Genomic DNA, 19,625 nt, shown 5'->3' with positions numbered 1-19,625 from the left:
GGGGTGGACAGCCTAGCAACTAGCATACAAAAATGACCAAAACAAAATACGCAGTCATCTAACCATGCCCCTTAGCCATTTTAAAGTGATGCTGAGCCATTTCTGAATGCCTCTCAACCATTTTTCAGTGACGCTCGATCATTTCTGAACGCCCCTCAGCCATTTTTTGATGACGCTCTACCATTTTTGCATGCCTCTCACCCATTTTATAGTGACGCTGAGCCGTTTTTTCGTGTCGCTGAAACAATATTTGATCCCACAAAGCTTTGTTATAGGAATGATTGATGACTTATCAGAAATGGGTGCTTAAATAGATGATTATAGCCATTAAGTACCTATGATACTTAGCTTTCCTTTGGCCTTATCAGTTGTACGCTTATGCTGTTCTAACAAATTCCTACGATCTAAATCATCCTAGCGAAAGGTTTTAAAAGCAGGTAAGCTTACAGTGCAATTTCTTCCAGAAGAGGTAAAATATCTTCAAAGCTTGGGCGCTGTAATACCGTAGGCTGCATACACAAAGGCACTAATGCTTTTAACACAATGGCGGCATCACTCAAGTGGTGTTGCTCGGTACAGTTTTGCAACAAATCATCTAGCAAACAGCCATAAGCGCGTACTTCTATGCGTTGCAAATAAGCAGCTTGTGGGGTTGTTATTTCATATAAACTAGCGGCGCCAAAATCACTAAAAATAGTGTCATGCTGTGCGGTAATCAATGTATTGTGGGCATACAAATCGCCATGCATAATGCCTTTGCCGTGCAAATGTGCCGCTACAGAGGCGATGGCTTTGGCAATGGCTAATATTTGGGCTACGGTAAAATGTATATTGGGTAGAAAAACATCTCTACTACAAGTATCAAAACTTGGTGGCAAACCAAGGTTATAAAAAGTATTGGTTATTAAATCAAATACCAAGCCTTGCTTTTGTTGGGGATGATGGTCTATTCTGCCTAAAACCTTCACCAAATGTGGATGATTACCAGCCAATATGCAAGCATGCATTTCATCTTCTGGATAACCGTCGCTAGTAACGGCGCCTTTAAACAGTTTCACAGCTACTTCTTTAGGTACTTCATTTTGGGCTTGCCAAATAGCTTTGGAAATAATACCAGAAGCGCCCTCGCCTAATTGATGTGTAAGCGTTAATTGTTGCCAGTCAATGCCATCTAGCAACAACCTATCATCAATTTTTTTACAGAAAGGATTGCCTGAAAATGCAAGCCAAGATAGCTTTGGCATGGCAAGTAACCATTCGGGTAAATCGGATAGTTGATTGGCAGAAATACGCAACAACGCTAGGTTCTTGCAATTCGCCATTTCATCTGGCAAATGGGTTAATTGATTACCCGCCACAGGAAATTTTTCTAGCTGTGTGCATTTACCAATACTCTTTGGCAGTGCTTTTAAGTGGTTATCGGTGAGTATTAACCAACGCGTTTGTAAGGGTATGGCATCTTCTGCAATATGGTTAATTTGGTTCTGCTTAAACCCAATCACGGTAAGTTTTGGGCATTGCGCCAATACCTCAGGAAACACCGTAAATTGATTATTTGACAAGAACAAAATACGCAATTGATGCAGCTTTGCAAAGTCGCTAGGCAAATTGCTTAGTTGGTTATTAGACAAGTCAAGAATTTCGAGTGTATCAGCTAATGTATAAATGGCTTCAGGCACACTGTTTAACCCACAAGCAAGGGTTAACTGTTTTGTACCAATCAGTTTGCCACTCAATAATTGTTCTAAGGTTTGCATAGACACGTTTTATTGTAAAATGGCTACCACCAGAACCATGATAGCTGGCAATGCCTATATAAAAATAGCTTTTAATTAGGGGTAATAGAATGGTATGGTACCGTTAACGATTAATATTATCTAATTGTTTTCTAAAAGGATAATTGTAAAGAAAAGCATTTTAGCGCAAATATGATAAATGGTTTATGCTATAAGCGCCTATCTACTTATCTTACCATTCTGTAAATTTTAACTGCTATGACAAAATGTTTGTACGCTCTGCTACTCCTTGTTTGCCTAAGTGCTACGGCACAGCAAACACTCGTTACTAAAGCCAATTACCAGTTGGCTACCAAGTTTTCGCCAAACAAGCTGAATAAGATGGTGTTTTCTACTGCCGTTGACCCACATTGGCTTAAAAAATCTGACCGTTTTTGGTATATGTACGAAACGACGGAAGGTAAAAAGTGGTATATCGTTGACCCTGCTAAGGGGGAGAAAAAGCAATTATTTGACAATGCTATTTTAGCTGCGCAAATAAGTAGAATTGTAAAAGACCCTTTTGATGCCCAACACCTTGGACTAGATAGTATGCGCTTTACCAAAGATGAAAACAGTATTCAGTTTGAGGTAAAAAGCACTCAAGAGATTGAGAAAAAAGATACTACAACGAAGCGTGAAAAAGGCACACCACCTGCGCCAGTTAAGGAAAAGAAAGTATTTTACTTTGAGTACAACCTAAACTCAGGTGTATTAACAGAACTGCCTGACTTTAAAAAACCTAAACGTAAACCACAATGGGCTAGTATTTCGCCAGATAGCAACTTAGTAGTATTTGGTAAAAACTATAACCTATACATGATGGATAAAGCCAACTACGAGAAGGCTTTAAAAAATGAAGAAGATAGTACCATTGTAGAAATAAAACTCACTACCGATGGTATAGAAAACTATAGCTACCACAGTGAAGGCGCCCTTGGCGGTGGTGGCGAAACCAACGTAGACAAAGAGAAAAACAAGAACAAACGCAAATCGGCATTTGTAACCTGGAGCCCGGATAGTAAACATTTTGCTTTGGTAAGAGCTGATAACAGAAAGGTACAAGACCTTTGGGTAATTAATAGTATTGCCGACCCAAGACCAACTTTAGAAACCTACAAATATTGGATGCCTGGTGAAAAAGATAGCCCTACAGATGATTTATTGTTGTTTAATACGGTAGATAAAACGCACACTGAGCTAAATGTAGATTTGTTTAAAGACCAAGACGTTGCGGTATGGTCTGCACCAAGCCTAGCTACTTCTAGAGACGATGATTACAGAGTAAATGTATGGCTAGGTACTGCCGATAAATTCTACTTTACAAGAACAAGCCGCGACCTTAAACGCATAGATGTGTGTGAAGTAAATGTGGCTAGCAAAACTGTAAAAGCCATTATTCCAGAGCGTTTAAATACCTATGTAGAAGTAAGAAGAGTAGGCCTAGTAAATGGTGGTAAAGAGCTAATACAATGGAGCGAAGACGATGGTTGGGGCCATTTTTACTTATACGATGAAGCTGGCAAATTGAAGAACCAAATTACAAGCGGTGCTTACCATTGCGAAGACATTGTAGGTATTGATGAGAAAAAACGTGTGCTGTATTTTTCTGCCAATGGCAAAGAAGCCAATGAAGACCCCTACTATTTGCACTTATACAGCATCAACTTTGATGGTACTGGCTTAAAGCTGCTAAACCCAGGCGACTTTGACAATACCATGAACATGAACGATAATCAGAAGTACTTTGTAAATACCTATTCTCGTGTAAATACCATCCCTAAGTCAACTTTATATGCTGCTGATGGTAGAAAAATTATGGATTTAGAAACGGCTGACTTTAGTTCTTTATTTGCCGCAGGCTACAAATTTCCACAGCCATTTAAAGTAAAAGCAGATGATGGCATTACAGATATTTATGGTGTGATGTATAAACCATTTGATTTTGACAGCACCAAGAAATATCCTGTAATTGAATATGTGTATCCTGGCCCACAAACTGAAGCAGTGAATAAATCTTTTAGCCGTGGTATGGACCGCACTGACCGCCTTGCACAGTTAGGTTTTATTGTATTAACCATGGGCAATAGAGGTGGGCATCCTTCCCGTAGCAAATGGTACCACAATTATGGTTATGGCAACTTGCGTGACTATGGTTTGGCAGATAAAAAAGCTTGTGCCGAACAATTGGCCGACCGCTACCCTTTTATTGATATCAACCGCATAGGCATTCATGGCCATAGTGGCGGTGGCTTTATGAGTACGGCGGCTATGCTAGTTTATCCAGATTTTTTTAAAGTGGCGGTATCTTCTTCTGGCAACCATGATAACTCGGTATATAATCGTTGGTGGAGCGAAAAACACAATGGCGTAAAAGAAATTGTAAGCGATAAAAACGATACGTCTTTTCAATATAGCATTGATAAAAACCAAACCTTGGTTAAAAACTTGAAAGGTCATTTAATGCTAAGCACAGGTGATATTGATAATAATGTGCATCCTGCCAATACCATTCGTGTGATGAACGCATTAATTAAAGCCAATAAACGTTTTGACCTAGTAATGTTACCTGGCCAAAGACATGCTTATACAGATATGACAGAATATTTCTATTGGCGCATGGCTGATTATTTTACGCAATACTTAATGGGCGATACCACAGAACGCCCCGTAGATATTGAGGAAATGAACCGTGAAATTCCACAAAGCGGCCCTAAAGAAACCATAGGTGCTAGCCAAGGCGGTAGAAGACAATAAGTGTATCTCGCATTTCGTAGAAACCTTCTAGTTTCTAAAACCTTATAGATTTAAAGCCCAACAGCCTCGCAGTGTTTTTGCGAGGCTGTTGCTTTTTATAACACCGTAACAATCATTTAAAACTATCCTAAAACAGCAATCAGCGCTAAGCCCCTATCTTCGCTGCAGTTATGAAGAAAATTGACCATTACAGAAAACTATTGGGTGTAACCAAAGAAGCCGATTTAAAAGAACTAAAATCGGTATACAGAAATCAAATGAAGGAATGGCACCCTGACAAGTTTCAAGACAAAGAAGAAGCTGAAAAATTAGCCGCCGAAAAGAAAAGTAAAACAGTGATTGAGGCCTACCACTTTTTAGTAAGTATTGCACCAGAAACCGCAGCTGCTAGTATAGAACAATACCATCAAACCCTTGACGAAGCCAGTATTTTAGACTTTGAATACAAGAATGAAGTACTTCGCATCGACTTTTCTGATGGGCATACTTACGAGTATTTTGATGTACCCAAAGCGACTTATGTAAAATTGTTAAACGCCCCCGCACAATCAAGATTTGTACGCAGACATATCAGCGAAGCTTTTGTATATAGAAGCGTGAATAAAATAGTGAGTGAGTAATGCTTTTCTAAATCTATAAGGTTTCAAAAACCTTATAGATTTAAACTCACCCTACCCCTTCTCTTTCCGCATTTCTTCCATCATTGTTATCAGCTTATCAAGCTTCTCTATTTCTAATTTGTTAAGTTGTTTGGCTAGTGCTTCTATCTCTTGCTTAGCCTCTATATTGGTTTGATAGTCTGCCTCGGCATGTGCCCTATCTCTATCATTTTGCCTATTTTGCGACATCATAATAATAGGTGCAGCATAGGCAGCCTGCGTACTAAACAATAAATTTAGCAATATAAAGGGATAAGGATCCCAATGCTGCATCAAGCCAATCAAATTGAGAACCATCCATATTACTACTAAAATGGTTTGCCAAATAATAAAGCGCCAGGAGCCCATACCGCTTGCAACGGTATCTGCCAATCGATTGGCGAATGTCAATTTCTCTATATGTTCGTTGTGCCAATTTTTAGGTTGCCTCATGATTGTATTTAAAACTTCGATGAAAATAATGAACTAAGATATACTATTCTCAAAACCAACCATTATTTTCTCAACACCATTCCGCTTCTCGTACCATTGTGTTGACCGTTATCTATTACTAGCTTACCATTTACCAATACATACTTAAAGCCTGTGGAGTATTGGTGTGGCTGTTCGTAGGTTGATAAATCTTGCACGGTGGCTTCGTTAAAGACGACTATATCGGCAGCAAAACCTTCTTTCAGTAAGCCCCTATTTTTAAGTTGAAATTTTTGTGCAGGCAAAGAAGTCATGCGTCTAATGGCTTCTTCTAAGCTGATGACATGCTCGTCTCTTACATATTTGGCCAATACCCTTGCATTGGTACCATACCCACGTGGATGTGGCGCACCCACCCCAAATTGCCTAATGCTCGCATCGCTGGCAAACATATTGAAAGGGTATTGCATAATGCGTTTTACATCTTCATCACCCATACCATGAAACACCATTTGTGCACCACCTTGCTTAATCATTTCCATAACGGTGTAGGCCTCGTCTTTAGCGGTATGTGGCTTGCCTTTTATTTGGTTTACCTGCTCTATGCTTTTACCATTTAGGGTGGTATCTGCTTTAAAATAGGCAACTACCGGATAGCTAAAATGTTTCAGTTTGCGCTTGGCTAGTTTTTGCAGCATCAGTTTGGCTACCTGCTGCTGAATAGCAGGGTTACTTAACCTGGCTACTATCGAATCTTGTCCGTCTGCCATTATCCAATCGGGCATTAAAGTGCCAAGATTCGTGCTACTTGCGGTATATGGATATTGGTCGATGGTCACATCTAGCCCTTCTTTTCTTGCTGCTGCTATCATGGCTACAGTTTGCTTGCTTCTGCCCCAGTTTTGCTGACCACTTAGTTTAAAATGCGAAATTTCTACGGGCATATTGGCAACCCTGCCTATATAAATGGCTTCGTTGATGGCTTCTACCACACTATCGCCTTCATCGCGCATGTGGCTAGCATACACACCACCGTAGCTTGCGGCTACTTTGGCTAGGCGTACTACTTCCGATGTTTTACTATATGTACCGGGTATATAAATAAGCCCTGTGCTTAAGCCCACCGCACCGTCTTGCATAGCTTTGGCTACAATAGCTTCCATTTGTTGCAGTTCGGCCTCGTTTGGGTCTCGCATGGCGGTACCCATTACGGCTTTACGCACATCGTTGTGGCCTACTAACGAGGCTATATTGATAGACATTTTTACACTATCTAGCAGGGCAAAATAGGCAGCCAAATTGGTGTTAGACGAGCCACAATTGCCCGTTACCACCGTGGTTACGCCATCTAACAGAAAATTATTGGCTAGTGGATTTTTCTTTTCGTCGCCCTCGCAGTGCGTATGCACATCTATAAAGCCAGGGGCTACTATTAGACCCTTTGCATCTAGTGTTTGCGAGGCAGTATAGGTGGTAAGTTTACCAATAGCCACTATTTTACCATTGGTTACTGCTACATCGGCATAGTACCAACTATTGCCAGTGCCATCTAATATTTTACCGTTTTTAATAAGGATATCTGCTTGCTGCGCGGTAGCCAATACTGGCAATAAGCAAAACAAAAAGTAGAATGGTCTCATGCTTGCAATTGGTGTTTAGGTATAACGAATAGGCTACAAGATAGGCAAATGCTAGCAACTACCTTCACCACTAATCATCTTAAATAAGTTTGGTATTGGTAAAGCCATATTAGGGAGTAAAGTCTTTATGGTATTATGGTTTTGATATTGTGTATTTATTAAAAATACCTGTGTCAAAAGGCGTCCATAGGCAACAGGTTTGGCCGCTTGCTTTTAAGGCATTGTTTGCCCAAGTATTGCATGTGTGCAACATACTATAGCTGCCATTGGCTTCGTAAAAAGCATCGCTTTTGCCGTACACCGCATTGGTAGCAATGTTGATAAAATGGCCATTTCTATCTTTTTGAAAACTATTGGTGATATAGTTTACCAACCGCAAATACTGCTCGTTGCTAATCATTATTTGCCTGCACGATGAGCTGGTAGTAATGGTTTTATAAAACGTGGCATGAATAGCCGTAGTGCTTAACCCAAAAGCGGCTTTAAATGCTACCGAGGCTTTTAAATCTTTCCAAGCGGGGGTTTCTAGGTAAAAGCCTTTATCGCCCCAGCCCATAGCTAGGTAGTTGTAGGTGGTATCTTTAGCAAGGGTATTGGCAAACGGCACTTCGCTACTCCAATTGTATTGCGCCGTTTTTATTGGCACAACAATATCGGTATGTACCCCATTGGTTAAAATGTAAATGGCTACTTCCGCTTTGGTGTTAGCCTCTTTATGAATAGTAATGCGAGATAAGCCATAAGCGGCTAGCAAATACAGCAATACAAAAGCGATTAAGCCTAGGATGGTTTTTAGTACAACTTTAGCAACTAATTTTAGGCGTGGCAGCAATAACATGGTAAGATGAATGGATGGTTAGCTAGATGTTAGTTTAATACCATTCACCACTACTAAGTAACCTGCGCTTTTGAAAAAATAGTTGTGGCTAATATGCTGCTTGGCGACTTATGGTTGTAGTAAAAGCAGATACAAAAAAGGGCTTAGGTAAATTTTACTGAAAAAATGATATTATTTATTGTTACTTGAAATGGGTGCAATAACAAACAAAACAATTATAGTAAAGTAAAGCGCAAGTGTTAAATAGTTTAATCCTTTAACAAAACGCTTTCTCTGAGGATAATTACTAGGAAGAATAGGCAAGAAAGCAAGCATCACATAAAATCCTAACTCGCCGCTAATAAACGACTGAACTAAATCGCCATCGGGGTTTCTTAACCGATAGTATAATAGTGTTTTTCCTAGTATGATTGTAGCAAACAAAATTTCTAGGAACAAATTTGCATTTGCTAATTTATCGCCCATATGCGGTTTTTTTTCTACGTGATTATACTACTCAGTTTTTAAAATGCTATTTTATTTTTGCCTAATAGCCTATTTACCATTTAGCAGCCTTATTTTTAAAAATAAAGAAAATTCAACTGCTAGTAAATAATTTCCATTGTTTATTGATGTTTACTTTTTGATGATAGTTTAGATATTTTTTGTTACTAAGCCATGGTTCGTATTCTTCACGAAATACTTTTAATAATGGTGTGTGAGGATTGAAATCACATTTTGTAGCCGCATCTACAATGCCATTCTATTTGCCCTACGCGATGCCGTAAACGAAGATTCCGGAGAGTGATTGTTCTTATATTACTAAAGCTTATTATTGCATCAAATAATTCAAACATTATCCATGATGATAAAGATAAAATTCCTTTTAGTAACACTGCTTATTTGTTCCATTTTACGCGCTAGTGATACGTTATATTTTCGGCTGTCAAACCCTTGGAACACCGAGAAATCAATAGATGGCAATTATTTACGTAAATGCATAAAAGAGAGTGACCATTTTCATACCTGGGATTATAATTACAAGAATATACTCATAGCTGAGAGTTTTTATACCGACACCAACTTTACAACCAAAGTGCTTTGCCATAAGTATTTCAATGAAGAAAAAGGGGTGTTATAACAAACTCGTTGTTATCAGAAGGGCAGACTTCATGGTTATTTTGTAAATTATGATGCGCAAGGCGATACCATTTCTTATCAAGTGTATCAAAATGGAGAAGTGTTAAAAGAATGGAATAGAAAGCAACATGAGGATAACCAAGTGGTAACAATGACTATGACGATAGCTGAATTTCCAGATGGCACTGCTGCGTGGCTTAAATACTTAACTGATAACTTGAACTATCCTAGAGCATTGAAAAAAGAAAAGGTGAGCGGAAAAGTTATTGTTAAAGTTAGTATTTATGCTACTGGAACGGTTAGCAATGTCGAAATCATTAAAAGCTTACATCCATTACTTGATGAAGAAGTTATTCGCGTAATTAAAAATTCACCCACATGGAAGCCTGCTATGCAAAACGGGAGAAATGTTCAATACACGTTTAACCAAGCTGTAAATTTTTAAAGCTAAAGCTTTTTCATCACTAAGCCTTCCACTAAATGGGGCATAAAAAACGCGCAAGTATAATCTAACGCCGAGAGAATGACTTTTCGAAGAGGCAGATACAATGGCATTGTACCTGCCCTTCGGGATGCCGTAAACGAACATACCGAAGAGCGAAGCTAAATAGGTAGATGTATCGGCTGTATCACCATTTAGTACGCCTGATTTCTAATTGTCAAATCTGCATAGACAGCCTATACTTGTAGATATAGTTGGGGTTATTTGTTTTTTGACAATTTAGCAGCCCATCACTTTATTTCTACAGTTTATTACTTGATCCATCATGTCCTTATCATTTAGAGGTCAAGATGTTTTTCGATACGGAATACAATTATTTAATTATTTTTAAATATCATCTTTTGCGACTAAATAAACTGCTTTCTATTATCCTTTAATTAATTATAATAATTCTTGTACATTCTTTTCATTGCATGCCCTGAGTATAGGTTCTTGTATTTCATTTTAGCTCATAATTACATTTATACCATGCCAGTAATTGGTAAAAGTAAGTGTGGACAGCTATCATATATTATTATTCAATTATGTGTAGAACGCTCCTCTCATAAATGTCCATATGCAATATGATTGGCGGCAAGCAAATAAATTAACATCAAAGCAATTAGTTGTAACGCTAATTAAGGCTCTAGATACTATTTCAAATAAATTCAATAAATAGATATTTATCTAATTACAGCAATTATAGTATATTCTTATGATAAACATATACTAAAACATATAATTATCTGATAATCAAATTAAAGTATTAAGTAATTTTAAAAAGTAACTTTGTGGTATCTTGCTATGTCTAAAACTTAGAAATAAAGACTAATAAGTATCCTAAGTAAATAGGAATTCATTATTTCAAAAGAAAATCCAGTTCGCTTATACATCCAACAATCTTCTGTGATAATTAATTTGCCCTAAATGATAAGATAAATGAGCAGCTAAATGTACTAGAAAAAACGTATAGGTGGTAGGTTGTTCAAGCACTAACATGGGATATTCTCTCAATAAATCCTCTTCTGTAAGTAGGGTAAAAGCATGATTGACGGTTGCAATGGTAGCATCTATGCGTTGAAGTAAGTCTGCCTTTGTAATACCTGTATCGGTAAATTCTAATGGTCGGTTACGCACATAGCCACTATTCCCTATTACCGCACCAATATAAGCGTTGATATTACCTAGCAAATGCAAGCACAAATTACCACCCGAATTGGCAATGCCTTTATCTACTAGCCACAAAACTTGCTCGTTTTGATAAGCAGCTATTTCGTTTTGTAAACGCTTCAAGTCTCTTGTAAAAATGGTGTTAAGTGTTTGGGTAAGCATGGTAAAGGAGAATTAATAAGGGTCAACTATAAATGAAATATCTTGACGTTTTCTTGATTTAACTTTTACGCCATTCTGAATAGCAGGTGTCCAATCGGGCCCATTTTTAAATACTTTAATGGCTTCAATATCTACACTCCATTCGCAGCTACGTGCCAGCCACACATCGCCAATTTTACCAATTTTATCAACTGTAAAATAACCCGTTACTTTTCCTCTCCCACCTTTTCTGCCTACAATTGCTTCGTATCGTTTAGGTATCGCAAAGTTTTTTCCTACATATTTCGACCAAGCTTTTTGCCCGCCATTAAACTCAGACTCAATTTGAACGGTTGTAAATATTTTACTTGACGTATCTGCGATATTTGATTTAAGATTAAGATCTTCCACATTACCATTAGCATAGTAAATAAACTTTTTGATGTGGTCTTTGTGAAACTCTAATAAACCATTTTTATAAGCATAAGTATCAATGGTACCCAAAGTATCATCATAATGGTCGAAATCGCCATCCTTTAAACCATTTACAAAAATGCCTGTACTATCTACTTTTCCCCCTTCATTGTACCAAACAAAACGCCCATGCTTTATTTTCAAAGTTTTGTCTTTGTAGGTTTCTTGTCGCAGCATTGGTCCATTTTTTTGGTAGTATCTACATACAAAAACGCTATCCGCATCTTTTCTAACATTCAAAAAATAAGTAGCTACGTCTAAAGAGTTTACCGTTTTAAAATTCTCATCAAAAGCGTAGAAATCACCATCGCCTTTTTGCGCATAGGATGTAAAGACGATAGTTGTAAGTAATAGGGTAACAAGAATTGATGTAAGCTTGGTCATAATTGAAAGGAAGTAATTATTTTAAAATAAAAGCCCCGCAAAAACTGATTGTCTTGCGGGGCTAAGATATATTATATTATAATATTACGCTTTAATTGCAGCAATACCTGGCAAAACTTTCCCTTCAAAATATTCTAGTAAAGCACCACCACCAGTACTGATATAGCTAACTTTATCTGTATAGCCAAATTGATTAACTGCTGCTACGCTATCGCCACCACCTACTAAACTAAACGCACCATTAGCAGTGGCTTCGGCTACAGCAGTTGCAATAGCTTTGGTACCATGTTGAAACTTCGCCATTTCGAATACACCCATCGGACCATTCCATAAGATGGTTTTAGATTGCCTGATCACATTACTGAATTGTTCGATAGCCATTGGCCCAATATCCAAGCCCATCCAACCGTCAGGTATGGCATTGCTAGGCGCAACTGAATCATTGGCATCTGCAGCAAACTTATCTGCGATAATACTATCACTCGGCAAATGAATACATACACCTTTGTCGGCAGCTTTTTTCAATAAGCCATTTACCATATCTAAACGGTCGTCTTCGCACAAACTATTACCAATATGGCCGCCAGCAGCTTTCATAAATGTATAAGCCATACCACCACCAATAATAATGTCAGTAGCACGCTCTAATAAATTCTCGATAATGAAAATTTTGTCACTCACTTTAGCTCCACCAATAATGGCCACAAATGGCTTTTCACTTTGGTGCATTACTTTTTCTGCACTAGCTACTTCGCTATTCATCAGTAAGCCAAACATCTTATGGTCTTTATCAAAGAATTGTGCAATAATAGCAGTACTTGCGTGGGCACGGTGTGCGGTACCAAACGCATCGTTTACGTACACATCACCTAGCTTGCTTAATTTCTCTGCAAAAGCTATATCACCAGCTTCTTCTTCTTTGTAAAAACGTAGATTTTCTAGCAATAACACATCACCAGGCTCTAAAGCAGCCGCATATTCCACGGCAGACTCGCCAATGCAATCATCTGCAAATTGAATATCTTTTTCGCTCAACAAATCGCTTAAATGCGATACAATATGCTTTAAAGAATATTTGTCTTCAGGCCCACCTTTTGGTCTGCCTAAATGGCTCATGATAATGGCGCTACCACCATCTGCTAATATTTTTTTAATAGTAGGCAAAGCTGCCGTCATTCTCGTATCGTCTGTAATAGCAAGGGTTTGCTTGTCTAAAGGCACGTTAAAATCTACACGCAGTAATACCTTTTTACCGCTGAAATTGTAATCTGAAAACTGACTCATAGTGTTGTTGTTTGAAGGCAATAAAGATAGGTCTTATTAAACAACGTATGTACTTGATTTTGCTAATAGATACTACCAATGCGGTTATTAACAATGAAATAATACCTGCAATGGATTGCGATGGATAAGTAATTTGGTTTAGTTTAATTTTTCCTTTACCCAACCCAATACTTTGGTAAGTTGTTCTTCTTTGGTAAGATTAGAATTATCTAAAACGATAGCATCTTCTGCCTTGCGCAGCGGACTTACTTCCCGGTTACTATCAATATAATCACGCATTTCTAGATTATCCCTAATCTCTTCAATCGTAATATGTGGATTTTTTAAAAATAGTTCTCTATAACGCCTTTCTACACGGACGGCAGGGTCAGCAGTCACAAATATTTTCAATTCTGCATTAGGAAACACGGTAGTACCAATATCTCTACCATCCATTACTATGCCTTTTTTAAGTCCCATTTGCTGTTGTTGCGCTACCGCAAATGCACGCACTTCTTTTACCGCAGCTACCTCACTTACATTTTCACTTACCAACATTTCACGAATCAGCATTTCTACATTTTCGTCGTTCATAATCATATCGCTTGTGCCATCTAAATCGTTATAGGCAAAATCGAGTGTGATATTTGGCAAAGCTCCCACTACCTCTTCAGTCATATTCCAATCTATATGATTACGTAAAAAATATAAGGTAATAGCCCGATACATCGCACCACTATCTACAAACACATAGTTCAATTCTTTAGCCAATTGCTTTGCCAAAGTACTTTTTCCGCAAGATGAATAACCGTCGATAGTGATGATGATTTTGCGCATGCATTAAAGGTATAAAAAATGTCAACCTTAGAAAAGAATGACATTGAAAATTATTAGAAAGATAGTATTAAAAAGTAGCTACGTAGGCTTTTATTTTTGCTTGTAATTCAGCACTTACTGGCGTTACTGGTAAACGTAATTCGTTTTCTAATAATCCTAGTTCATACATAAATGCTTTTACACCAGCTGGATTGTTTTCTACAAATAACATGTCGTACGCTTCTAAAAACTTATAGTGGATAGGTCTTGCAGCGGCAAAATCACCTTTTAAGCAATAACGAATCATATCTGATACCAACTTAGGAAAAGCATTAGCATTAACACTTATCACACCATCGAAACCAAAAGCAATTTGTGGTAAAGCAATTTCGTCGTCGCCTGTTACTACTAAAAAGTGTTCCGGTCTATCACGAATAATTTCTAGGCATTGCGGCATATCATTATGCGCCTCTTTAATACCGCCAATATTTGGTACTTCGTGTGCCAAACGTAAGGTCGTTTTTGCCGTCATGTTTCTACCTGTTCTGCCCGGTACATTGTACAGCAAAATAGGCTTTGATGATGCTTCGGCCAACGCTTTGTAATGCAAAAACAAACCTTCTTGCGATGGTTTATTATAATAAGGTGATGCACTTAATACAGCAGCTACATTATCTAACGGAAAATCTTGCAAATCTTTTATAATAGAAGCTGTATTGTTGCCACCGATCCCTACTACCACAGGCACGCGTTTGTTTACAACATCTAAGGTTACATCAAGCACAGTAAGTTTCTCGTCTTTGGTAAGTGTAGACGTTTCACCTGTGGTGCCAAGTGTAACTATATATTCTGCACCGCCATCAATAATATGATTAACGATGTTTTCAAGTGCTTTAAAATCTACACTTGAATCGCTTTTAAATGGCGTAACAACTGCCACACCTGTACCTGTAAGTAATGAACGAAGAGACATGTTAAATGGTTCGATTTATGATGTTATGACACGGATTCGAAAAAATTAAACGAATGTTATTGATTTGATCTTAGTAGTAACAATAGCTGCTAAAAAAAGTTACAACTGTCGCTACAGATAGCAATAGGTATTGCAATGAAGCAAAAGCACAATAAACGAAACTAGACTTGTTACTAAACAACATTGCCACATTAAGCATTTACTAAAGCTGAAGTAGGAATTTCTTCCCAGAAGCCCATAGCACCAAACTTTTCAATTCTATTATTGATACGTGTTTCTGGATCAACTTGCTTTAATTCGGCCAAAGCGGATATAATCACTTTTTTAAGCATAGCTGCGGCTTCTGTATAATCCCAGTGCGCCCCACCTATCGGTTCTGGTACAATTTCATCTACCAAGCCAAAGCCTTTCATATCAAGGCTTGTGAGGCGTAATTGTTCGGCGGCAGTTTCGCGTTTATCTACGCTGCGCCACAATATAGAGCTACAACCTTCTGGCGAAATAACGGTGTACCAAGTATTTTCCATCATCAACACCTTATCACCAACACCTATACCTAAGGCACCACCACTTGCACCTTCACCAATAATGACGCAAATAACCGGGACTTTTAAGCGAATCATTTCGAAGATATTTCTTGCAATAGCTTCCCCTTGACCACGTTCTTCGCCTTCTAAGCCTGGATAAGCGCCTGGCGTATCTATAAAAGTAATAATAGGCTTGTTAAATTTTTCAGCAAGCTTCATTAAGCGTAATGCTTTGCGGTAGCCTTCTGGCTTGGCCATACCAAAATTTCTTTGCTGGCGCATTTTAGTATTAATACCTTTTTGCTGACCAATTACCATTACAGTTTCACCATCAAAACTGGCAAACCCACCTACCATGGCTTTGTCGTCGGCAAAATTTCTGTCACCATGCAACTCTACAAAGTTGGTCATCATTTTTTCGATGTACTTAAACAAGTAAGGTCTATCGGGATGACGACTCAATTGCACACGCTGCCATGGCGTAAGATGCTCGGTAATTTCTTTACGCTTTTCTATTATAGATTGCTCTAGTTGCGCAATAGTGCTACTATAATCTATTTTAGGATTTTTTTCTGCAAGCTTTTTTGTTTGCTCAATTTGCTCATACAAATCCTTGATAGGTTGCTCAAATTCTAAAAACTGTCTATTGGGGTACTGGGGCATAATGCTATCAGTTGAGGCGGTAAAATTAGGGGAAGAAAATTTTTTTAGAAAAGATTTGTTTCTGAAGAAAAAGTCCCCTTATATTTGCACCCCAATCAGCGGAAAAGGGTTGGTAGTTCAGTTGGTTAGAATGCCGCCCTGTCACGGCGGAGGTCGCGGGTTCGAGTCCCGTCCAGCCCGCAAAATTGGTTCTGAAAGCCTCACTAAGTAACACTTATTGAGGCTTTTTACTTTCAAGACATTCCCTACAATAGATTCTTTATTAAAAAATGTACTTCGTTGAAAGTTTTATTACACGTCCACACTATCATACACCACTACTTTATTCCATAAGTGTTGACAAGTGTCAATAAAGTGTAAATGCATCGCATCTGTTTGATAAGCGTCTTGGTCTACTTTATTAGCAAAGAATAAACACCACGACACTGCATAAGAACCATCAATTACATCTCTACTTGTGGCTGCGGGTTTACCAATATGGTATTGTTGAATGGTAGTACAAGCGGTCAATTTTTCTAACCCTGCTACTAAGTCCGCTAAATCTTCCGAGCTATCGGCATTTTTTAGCCAGAAATAGACATGATGGATAAACACATTTTTCATTTGCATAGCAATAGATTTGTTGTAATCAAAAATACGGGTATACTGTACTAAATAATTGTACTAAATACAGTTTTAAACCCAGTAAATAATTATCTTGCCTGTCAACCATTCTTAACTACCATGAAAAGAGCAACTATTCTCACCACATTATTAGCAGTATCAAGTGTTGGTTTTAGCCAAACTAAAACTATTAGCGGCTTTTCGCCAAAAGCAAGTGCTGAAGAACTAAAAACAGAACAACAATTTGATGCAGCTTTAAGCGCCAAAAATATTGGTGCCACTATTAAAGAGCTATCTGCTAAGCCGCATCATGTGGGTAGCCCTGGTGGTAAGGAAGTGGCAGATATTATTTACAATAAATACAAAAGCTGGGGCTGGGATACAAAAATTGAAACCTACCAAGTATTGTTTCCAACACCAAAAACACGTATACTAGAAATGGTATCGCCAACTGGCTACAAAGCGTTGCTTAAAGAACCTGCTTTAAAAGAAGACGCTACCTCGGGGCAAGATGGACAATTACCTACTTACAATTGCTGGAGCGCCGATGGCGATGTGACCGCTGAATTGGTATTTGTAAACTATGGCTTACCATCTGACTATGAAACCCTTGAGAAACTAGGCGTAAGTGTAAAGGGAAAAATTGCCATTGCAAAATATGGCAGAAGCTGGCGTGGCATTAAGCCCAAAGTAGCACAAGAACATGGTGCTATAGGTTGTATTATTTACAGCGATCCAAAAGATGATGGCTACACTGCTGGTGATGTGTACCCTAAAGGCGCTTTTAAAAATGAATATGGCGTGCAAAGAGGTAGTATAATGGATATGGTTATTTATCCGGGTGATCCACTAACCCCAAATATTGGCGCTACTGCCAATGCAAAGCGCCTAGACAGAAGCGAAGCCACTAACTTATTAAAAATCCCTGTACTACCTATCAGTTATCATGATGCTAAACCTTTGCTTGAAGCACTTGAAGGACCTGTAGCGCCGGCAGAGTGGATGGGCGGTTTGCCAATTACCTACCATGTAGGACCAGGCAAAACAAAAGTGCATTTAAAAGTAGATTTTGATTGGCAATTGCGTCCTGCAAATGATGTTATAGCAACTATTAAGGGCTCACAATTTCCTGATGAATGGGTAATTAGAGGCAACCACCACGACGCTTGGGTAAATGGTGCAGGCGACCCAATTAGTGGCCAAGCAGCATTGTTAGAAGAAGCTAAAGCCATAGGCGATTTATTAAAAACTGGCTGGAAACCAAAACGCACATTGGTTTATTGCGCTTGGGATGCAGAAGAACCGGGCTTGTTGGGTAGCACAGAATGGGTAGAAGATCATGCAGCAGAATTGCAACAAAAAGTGGTCGCTTATATCAATTCTGATGGTAATAGTCGTGGATTTTTAGATGCTGGCGGCTCGCATGCCTTAGAAACTTTAATGGATGAAATCAGTAAAGATGTTATCGATCCTCAAACCAATGTGAGTGTATTTGAAAGACAAAAAGCAGAGAAAATTGCCTCTGCAACAACTGTAAAAGCGAAAAAAACCTTAATGGCAAAGCAAACATTAAGCCTTGATGCGCTTGGCTCTGGCTCTGATTATTCTTCTTTTTTACAGCACTTAGGCATTACTACTTTAGACTTAGGTTATGGTGGCGAAGGCCCTGGTGGCGAGTACCATTCTATTTACGATAGTTACGATGATTATTACCGCTTTAAAGACCCGACTTTTGAATATGGTGTCGCTTTATCTAAAACGGCTGGCAGAGCTGCTTTGCGCCTTGCCAATGCAGAAGCATTGCCTTTTGATTTTAGAAGTCTTTCTAAAACCATTAATGGTTATGTTACAGATTTATTAGAAATGACCAATAATTTAAGAGAAAGTACTGAGCTTGAAAATCAACTAGTACAAAACAGAACCTATGTACTTGCTGCAGACCCGAAAGAAAATTTAAAAGCGCCTACGGCAAAAGCAGAAGTACCATTTATTGATTTTTCGCCTGTACAAAATGCCTTAAAAGCATTAGACAAAAGCACCGAAGAACTCGCTAAAACTTGGAATAAAATGTCAGCAACAGATGCCGATAAAGACAAGCTTAACAGAGCTTTGTACCAAGCAGAGCAACAACTTCTATCACCCGCAGGCTTACCAAATAGAAGCTGGTATAAACATACTATTTATGCACCAGGCTTTTACACAGGTTATGGCGTAAAAACAATGCCTGGCATAAGAGAAGCCATTGAACAAAGAGCATGGAAAGAAGCGCAAGAGCAGATTGTCATTGCTGCCGACGCTATTAATAGATTAAGCAACTATTTAACACAAGTTAGTAAATAAGCTATTTAAGAAGTTATAAGAAAGGGCTTCACGTTAAAAAGTGAAGCCCTTTCTTATTCTAATATGAGCTATTAGTGCAACCTCTTTTCCATAGTATAATGCGGTACCGTTACTTCTTCAAATTCATCGCTACAAATATTGTAGCCAAGTTTTTCGTAGAACCCAACGGCTGTTTTACGAGCATGCATGGTCAGTTTATTATATCCTGCATCTCTCGCTACTTTTTCAGCAAAGTTCATTAAGGCTCTACCAATGCCTTTACCCTGCAAACCATCTAATACTGCCATTTGACGCAACTTTACGGTATCTGCAGGTTCTATTTCGGTAAGTATGCAACATGCTTCTAAATGTTCCTCATCAAAGCAGCCTAATAAAATATCATCTTTTTCTTTGTCTAAATCTTCTTTGCTAAACGTAAGCCCTAATGGTGCCCGCAATATTTGCATGCGTAGGTCTATCATTTGCTGGTATTCTTTTGTGCCATGATCTATAAATTTCAATGCCATACTCTATCGCGTTAATTATCTAAGATACATTATTATTTTGCTTATTTACATAGATATCATTCAAATTCAAAAATGCTACTTGCAA

The 19,625-nt window shown here is 38.3% G+C and carries 18 protein-coding genes and 1 tRNA gene; 6 read left to right on the top strand and 13 right to left on the bottom strand.

Annotation, left to right across the window (positions count from 1 at the left end):
* Positions 1-443: 443 nt before the first annotated feature.
* On the bottom strand, positions 444-1,757 hold the full coding sequence (locus ACFOW1_RS05390) for a leucine-rich repeat-containing protein kinase family protein (RefSeq protein WP_379012711.1): 1,314 nt from the start codon (positions 1,755-1,757) through the stop codon (positions 444-446).
* Between the two features lie 237 nt (positions 1,758-1,994).
* On the opposite strand from ACFOW1_RS05390, the gene ACFOW1_RS05385 reads away from it, so the two are divergent.
* The gene (locus tag ACFOW1_RS05385; RefSeq protein ID WP_379012709.1) at positions 1,995-4,532 is read left to right on the top strand and encodes a S9 family peptidase; all 2,538 of its coding nucleotides are present in this window, start codon (positions 1,995-1,997) and stop codon (positions 4,530-4,532) included.
* Positions 4,533-4,702: 170 nt separating this feature from the next.
* The gene (locus ACFOW1_RS05380) at positions 4,703-5,152 is read left to right on the top strand and encodes a KTSC domain-containing protein (RefSeq protein WP_379012708.1); all 450 of its coding nucleotides are present in this window, start codon (positions 4,703-4,705) and stop codon (positions 5,150-5,152) included.
* A 51-nt stretch (positions 5,153-5,203) separates the two neighbouring features.
* Here ACFOW1_RS05380 and ACFOW1_RS05375 read toward each other — a convergent pair whose 3' ends face one another.
* The 4 genes from ACFOW1_RS05375 to ACFOW1_RS05360 all read right to left on the bottom strand — a co-directional run bounded on the left by ACFOW1_RS05375 (position 5,204) and on the right by ACFOW1_RS05360 (position 8,545).
* Positions 5,204-5,623 carry a DUF1003 domain-containing protein gene (locus tag ACFOW1_RS05375; RefSeq protein ID WP_379012707.1) on the bottom strand — a complete coding sequence of 140 codons (420 nt, stop codon included), beginning with the start codon at positions 5,621-5,623 and terminating at the stop codon, positions 5,204-5,206.
* A 62-nt stretch (positions 5,624-5,685) separates the two neighbouring features.
* Positions 5,686-7,242, bottom strand: a complete 1,557-nt coding sequence (locus tag ACFOW1_RS05370; protein ID WP_379012706.1) for an N-acyl-D-amino-acid deacylase family protein — start codon at positions 7,240-7,242, stop codon at positions 5,686-5,688.
* A 133-nt stretch (positions 7,243-7,375) separates the two neighbouring features.
* Positions 7,376-8,080, bottom strand: coding sequence for a TIGR02117 family protein (locus ACFOW1_RS05365; protein WP_379012705.1), 705 nt, complete (start codon positions 8,078-8,080; stop codon positions 7,376-7,378).
* Positions 8,081-8,251: 171 nt separating this feature from the next.
* Positions 8,252-8,545 (bottom strand): hypothetical protein, encoded by a 294-nt coding sequence (locus ACFOW1_RS05360; protein WP_379012704.1) that lies wholly within the window; start codon positions 8,543-8,545, stop codon positions 8,252-8,254.
* A gap of 376 nt (positions 8,546-8,921) precedes the next feature.
* On the opposite strand from ACFOW1_RS05360, the gene ACFOW1_RS05355 reads away from it, so the two are divergent.
* Complete coding sequence (locus tag ACFOW1_RS05355; protein WP_379012703.1) at positions 8,922-9,200, top strand: hypothetical protein; 279 nt, start codon at positions 8,922-8,924, stop codon at positions 9,198-9,200.
* Positions 9,201-9,281: 81 nt separating this feature from the next.
* On the top strand, positions 9,282-9,644 hold the full coding sequence (locus ACFOW1_RS05350) for an energy transducer TonB (RefSeq protein WP_379012702.1): 363 nt from the start codon (positions 9,282-9,284) through the stop codon (positions 9,642-9,644).
* A gap of 921 nt (positions 9,645-10,565) precedes the next feature.
* Here ACFOW1_RS05350 and ACFOW1_RS05345 read toward each other — a convergent pair.
* The 6 genes from ACFOW1_RS05345 to ACFOW1_RS05320 form a co-directional block, all read right to left on the bottom strand.
* A complete protein-coding gene (locus ACFOW1_RS05345) occupies positions 10,566-11,012 on the bottom strand; it encodes a DinB family protein (RefSeq protein WP_379012701.1) in 447 nt (148 codons plus the stop codon).
* A gap of 12 nt (positions 11,013-11,024) precedes the next feature.
* Complete coding sequence (locus ACFOW1_RS05340) at positions 11,025-11,849, bottom strand: hypothetical protein (RefSeq protein ID WP_379012699.1); 825 nt, start codon at positions 11,847-11,849, stop codon at positions 11,025-11,027.
* 84 nt (positions 11,850-11,933) lie between these two features.
* Positions 11,934-13,133 (bottom strand): phosphoglycerate kinase, encoded by a 1,200-nt coding sequence (locus ACFOW1_RS05335; RefSeq protein WP_379012698.1) that lies wholly within the window; start codon positions 13,131-13,133, stop codon positions 11,934-11,936.
* Between the two features lie 138 nt (positions 13,134-13,271).
* Positions 13,272-13,949 carry a (d)CMP kinase gene (gene cmk / locus ACFOW1_RS05330; protein WP_379012696.1) on the bottom strand — a complete coding sequence of 226 codons (678 nt, stop codon included), beginning with the start codon at positions 13,947-13,949 and terminating at the stop codon, positions 13,272-13,274.
* 67 nt (positions 13,950-14,016) lie between these two features.
* Positions 14,017-14,901 (bottom strand): 4-hydroxy-tetrahydrodipicolinate synthase, encoded by an 885-nt coding sequence (dapA, locus tag ACFOW1_RS05325; protein WP_379012694.1) that lies wholly within the window; start codon positions 14,899-14,901, stop codon positions 14,017-14,019.
* Between the two features lie 191 nt (positions 14,902-15,092).
* Positions 15,093-16,091, bottom strand: coding sequence for an acetyl-CoA carboxylase carboxyltransferase subunit alpha (locus tag ACFOW1_RS05320; RefSeq protein WP_379012692.1), 999 nt, complete (start codon positions 16,089-16,091; stop codon positions 15,093-15,095).
* 106 nt (positions 16,092-16,197) lie between these two features.
* Between ACFOW1_RS05320 and ACFOW1_RS05315 the strand changes: the two genes are divergently transcribed.
* Positions 16,198-16,271, top strand: a tRNA-Asp gene (locus ACFOW1_RS05315).
* 111 nt (positions 16,272-16,382) lie between these two features.
* Here the strand turns inward: ACFOW1_RS05315 and ACFOW1_RS05310 are convergent.
* A complete protein-coding gene (locus ACFOW1_RS05310; protein WP_379012691.1) occupies positions 16,383-16,700 on the bottom strand; it encodes a Dabb family protein in 318 nt (105 codons plus the stop codon).
* Positions 16,701-16,814: 114 nt separating this feature from the next.
* On the opposite strand from ACFOW1_RS05310, the gene ACFOW1_RS05305 reads away from it, so the two are divergent.
* A complete protein-coding gene (locus ACFOW1_RS05305) occupies positions 16,815-19,034 on the top strand; it encodes a transferrin receptor-like dimerization domain-containing protein (protein ID WP_379012690.1) in 2,220 nt (739 codons plus the stop codon).
* Positions 19,035-19,105: 71 nt separating this feature from the next.
* On the opposite strand, the gene ACFOW1_RS05300 is transcribed toward ACFOW1_RS05305, so the two are convergent.
* Positions 19,106-19,540, bottom strand: coding sequence for a GNAT family N-acetyltransferase (locus tag ACFOW1_RS05300; RefSeq protein WP_379012688.1), 435 nt, complete (start codon positions 19,538-19,540; stop codon positions 19,106-19,108).
* Positions 19,541-19,625 lie beyond the last annotated feature (85 nt).

It is taken from the genome of Parasediminibacterium paludis, from assembly GCF_042651445.1.
GTDB classification, from domain to species: Bacteria; Bacteroidota; Bacteroidia; order Chitinophagales; family Chitinophagaceae; genus Parasediminibacterium; species Parasediminibacterium paludis.
The sequence above is the reverse complement of the archived record's forward strand: the minus strand, read 5'-3'. Positions and strand labels throughout refer to the sequence as shown.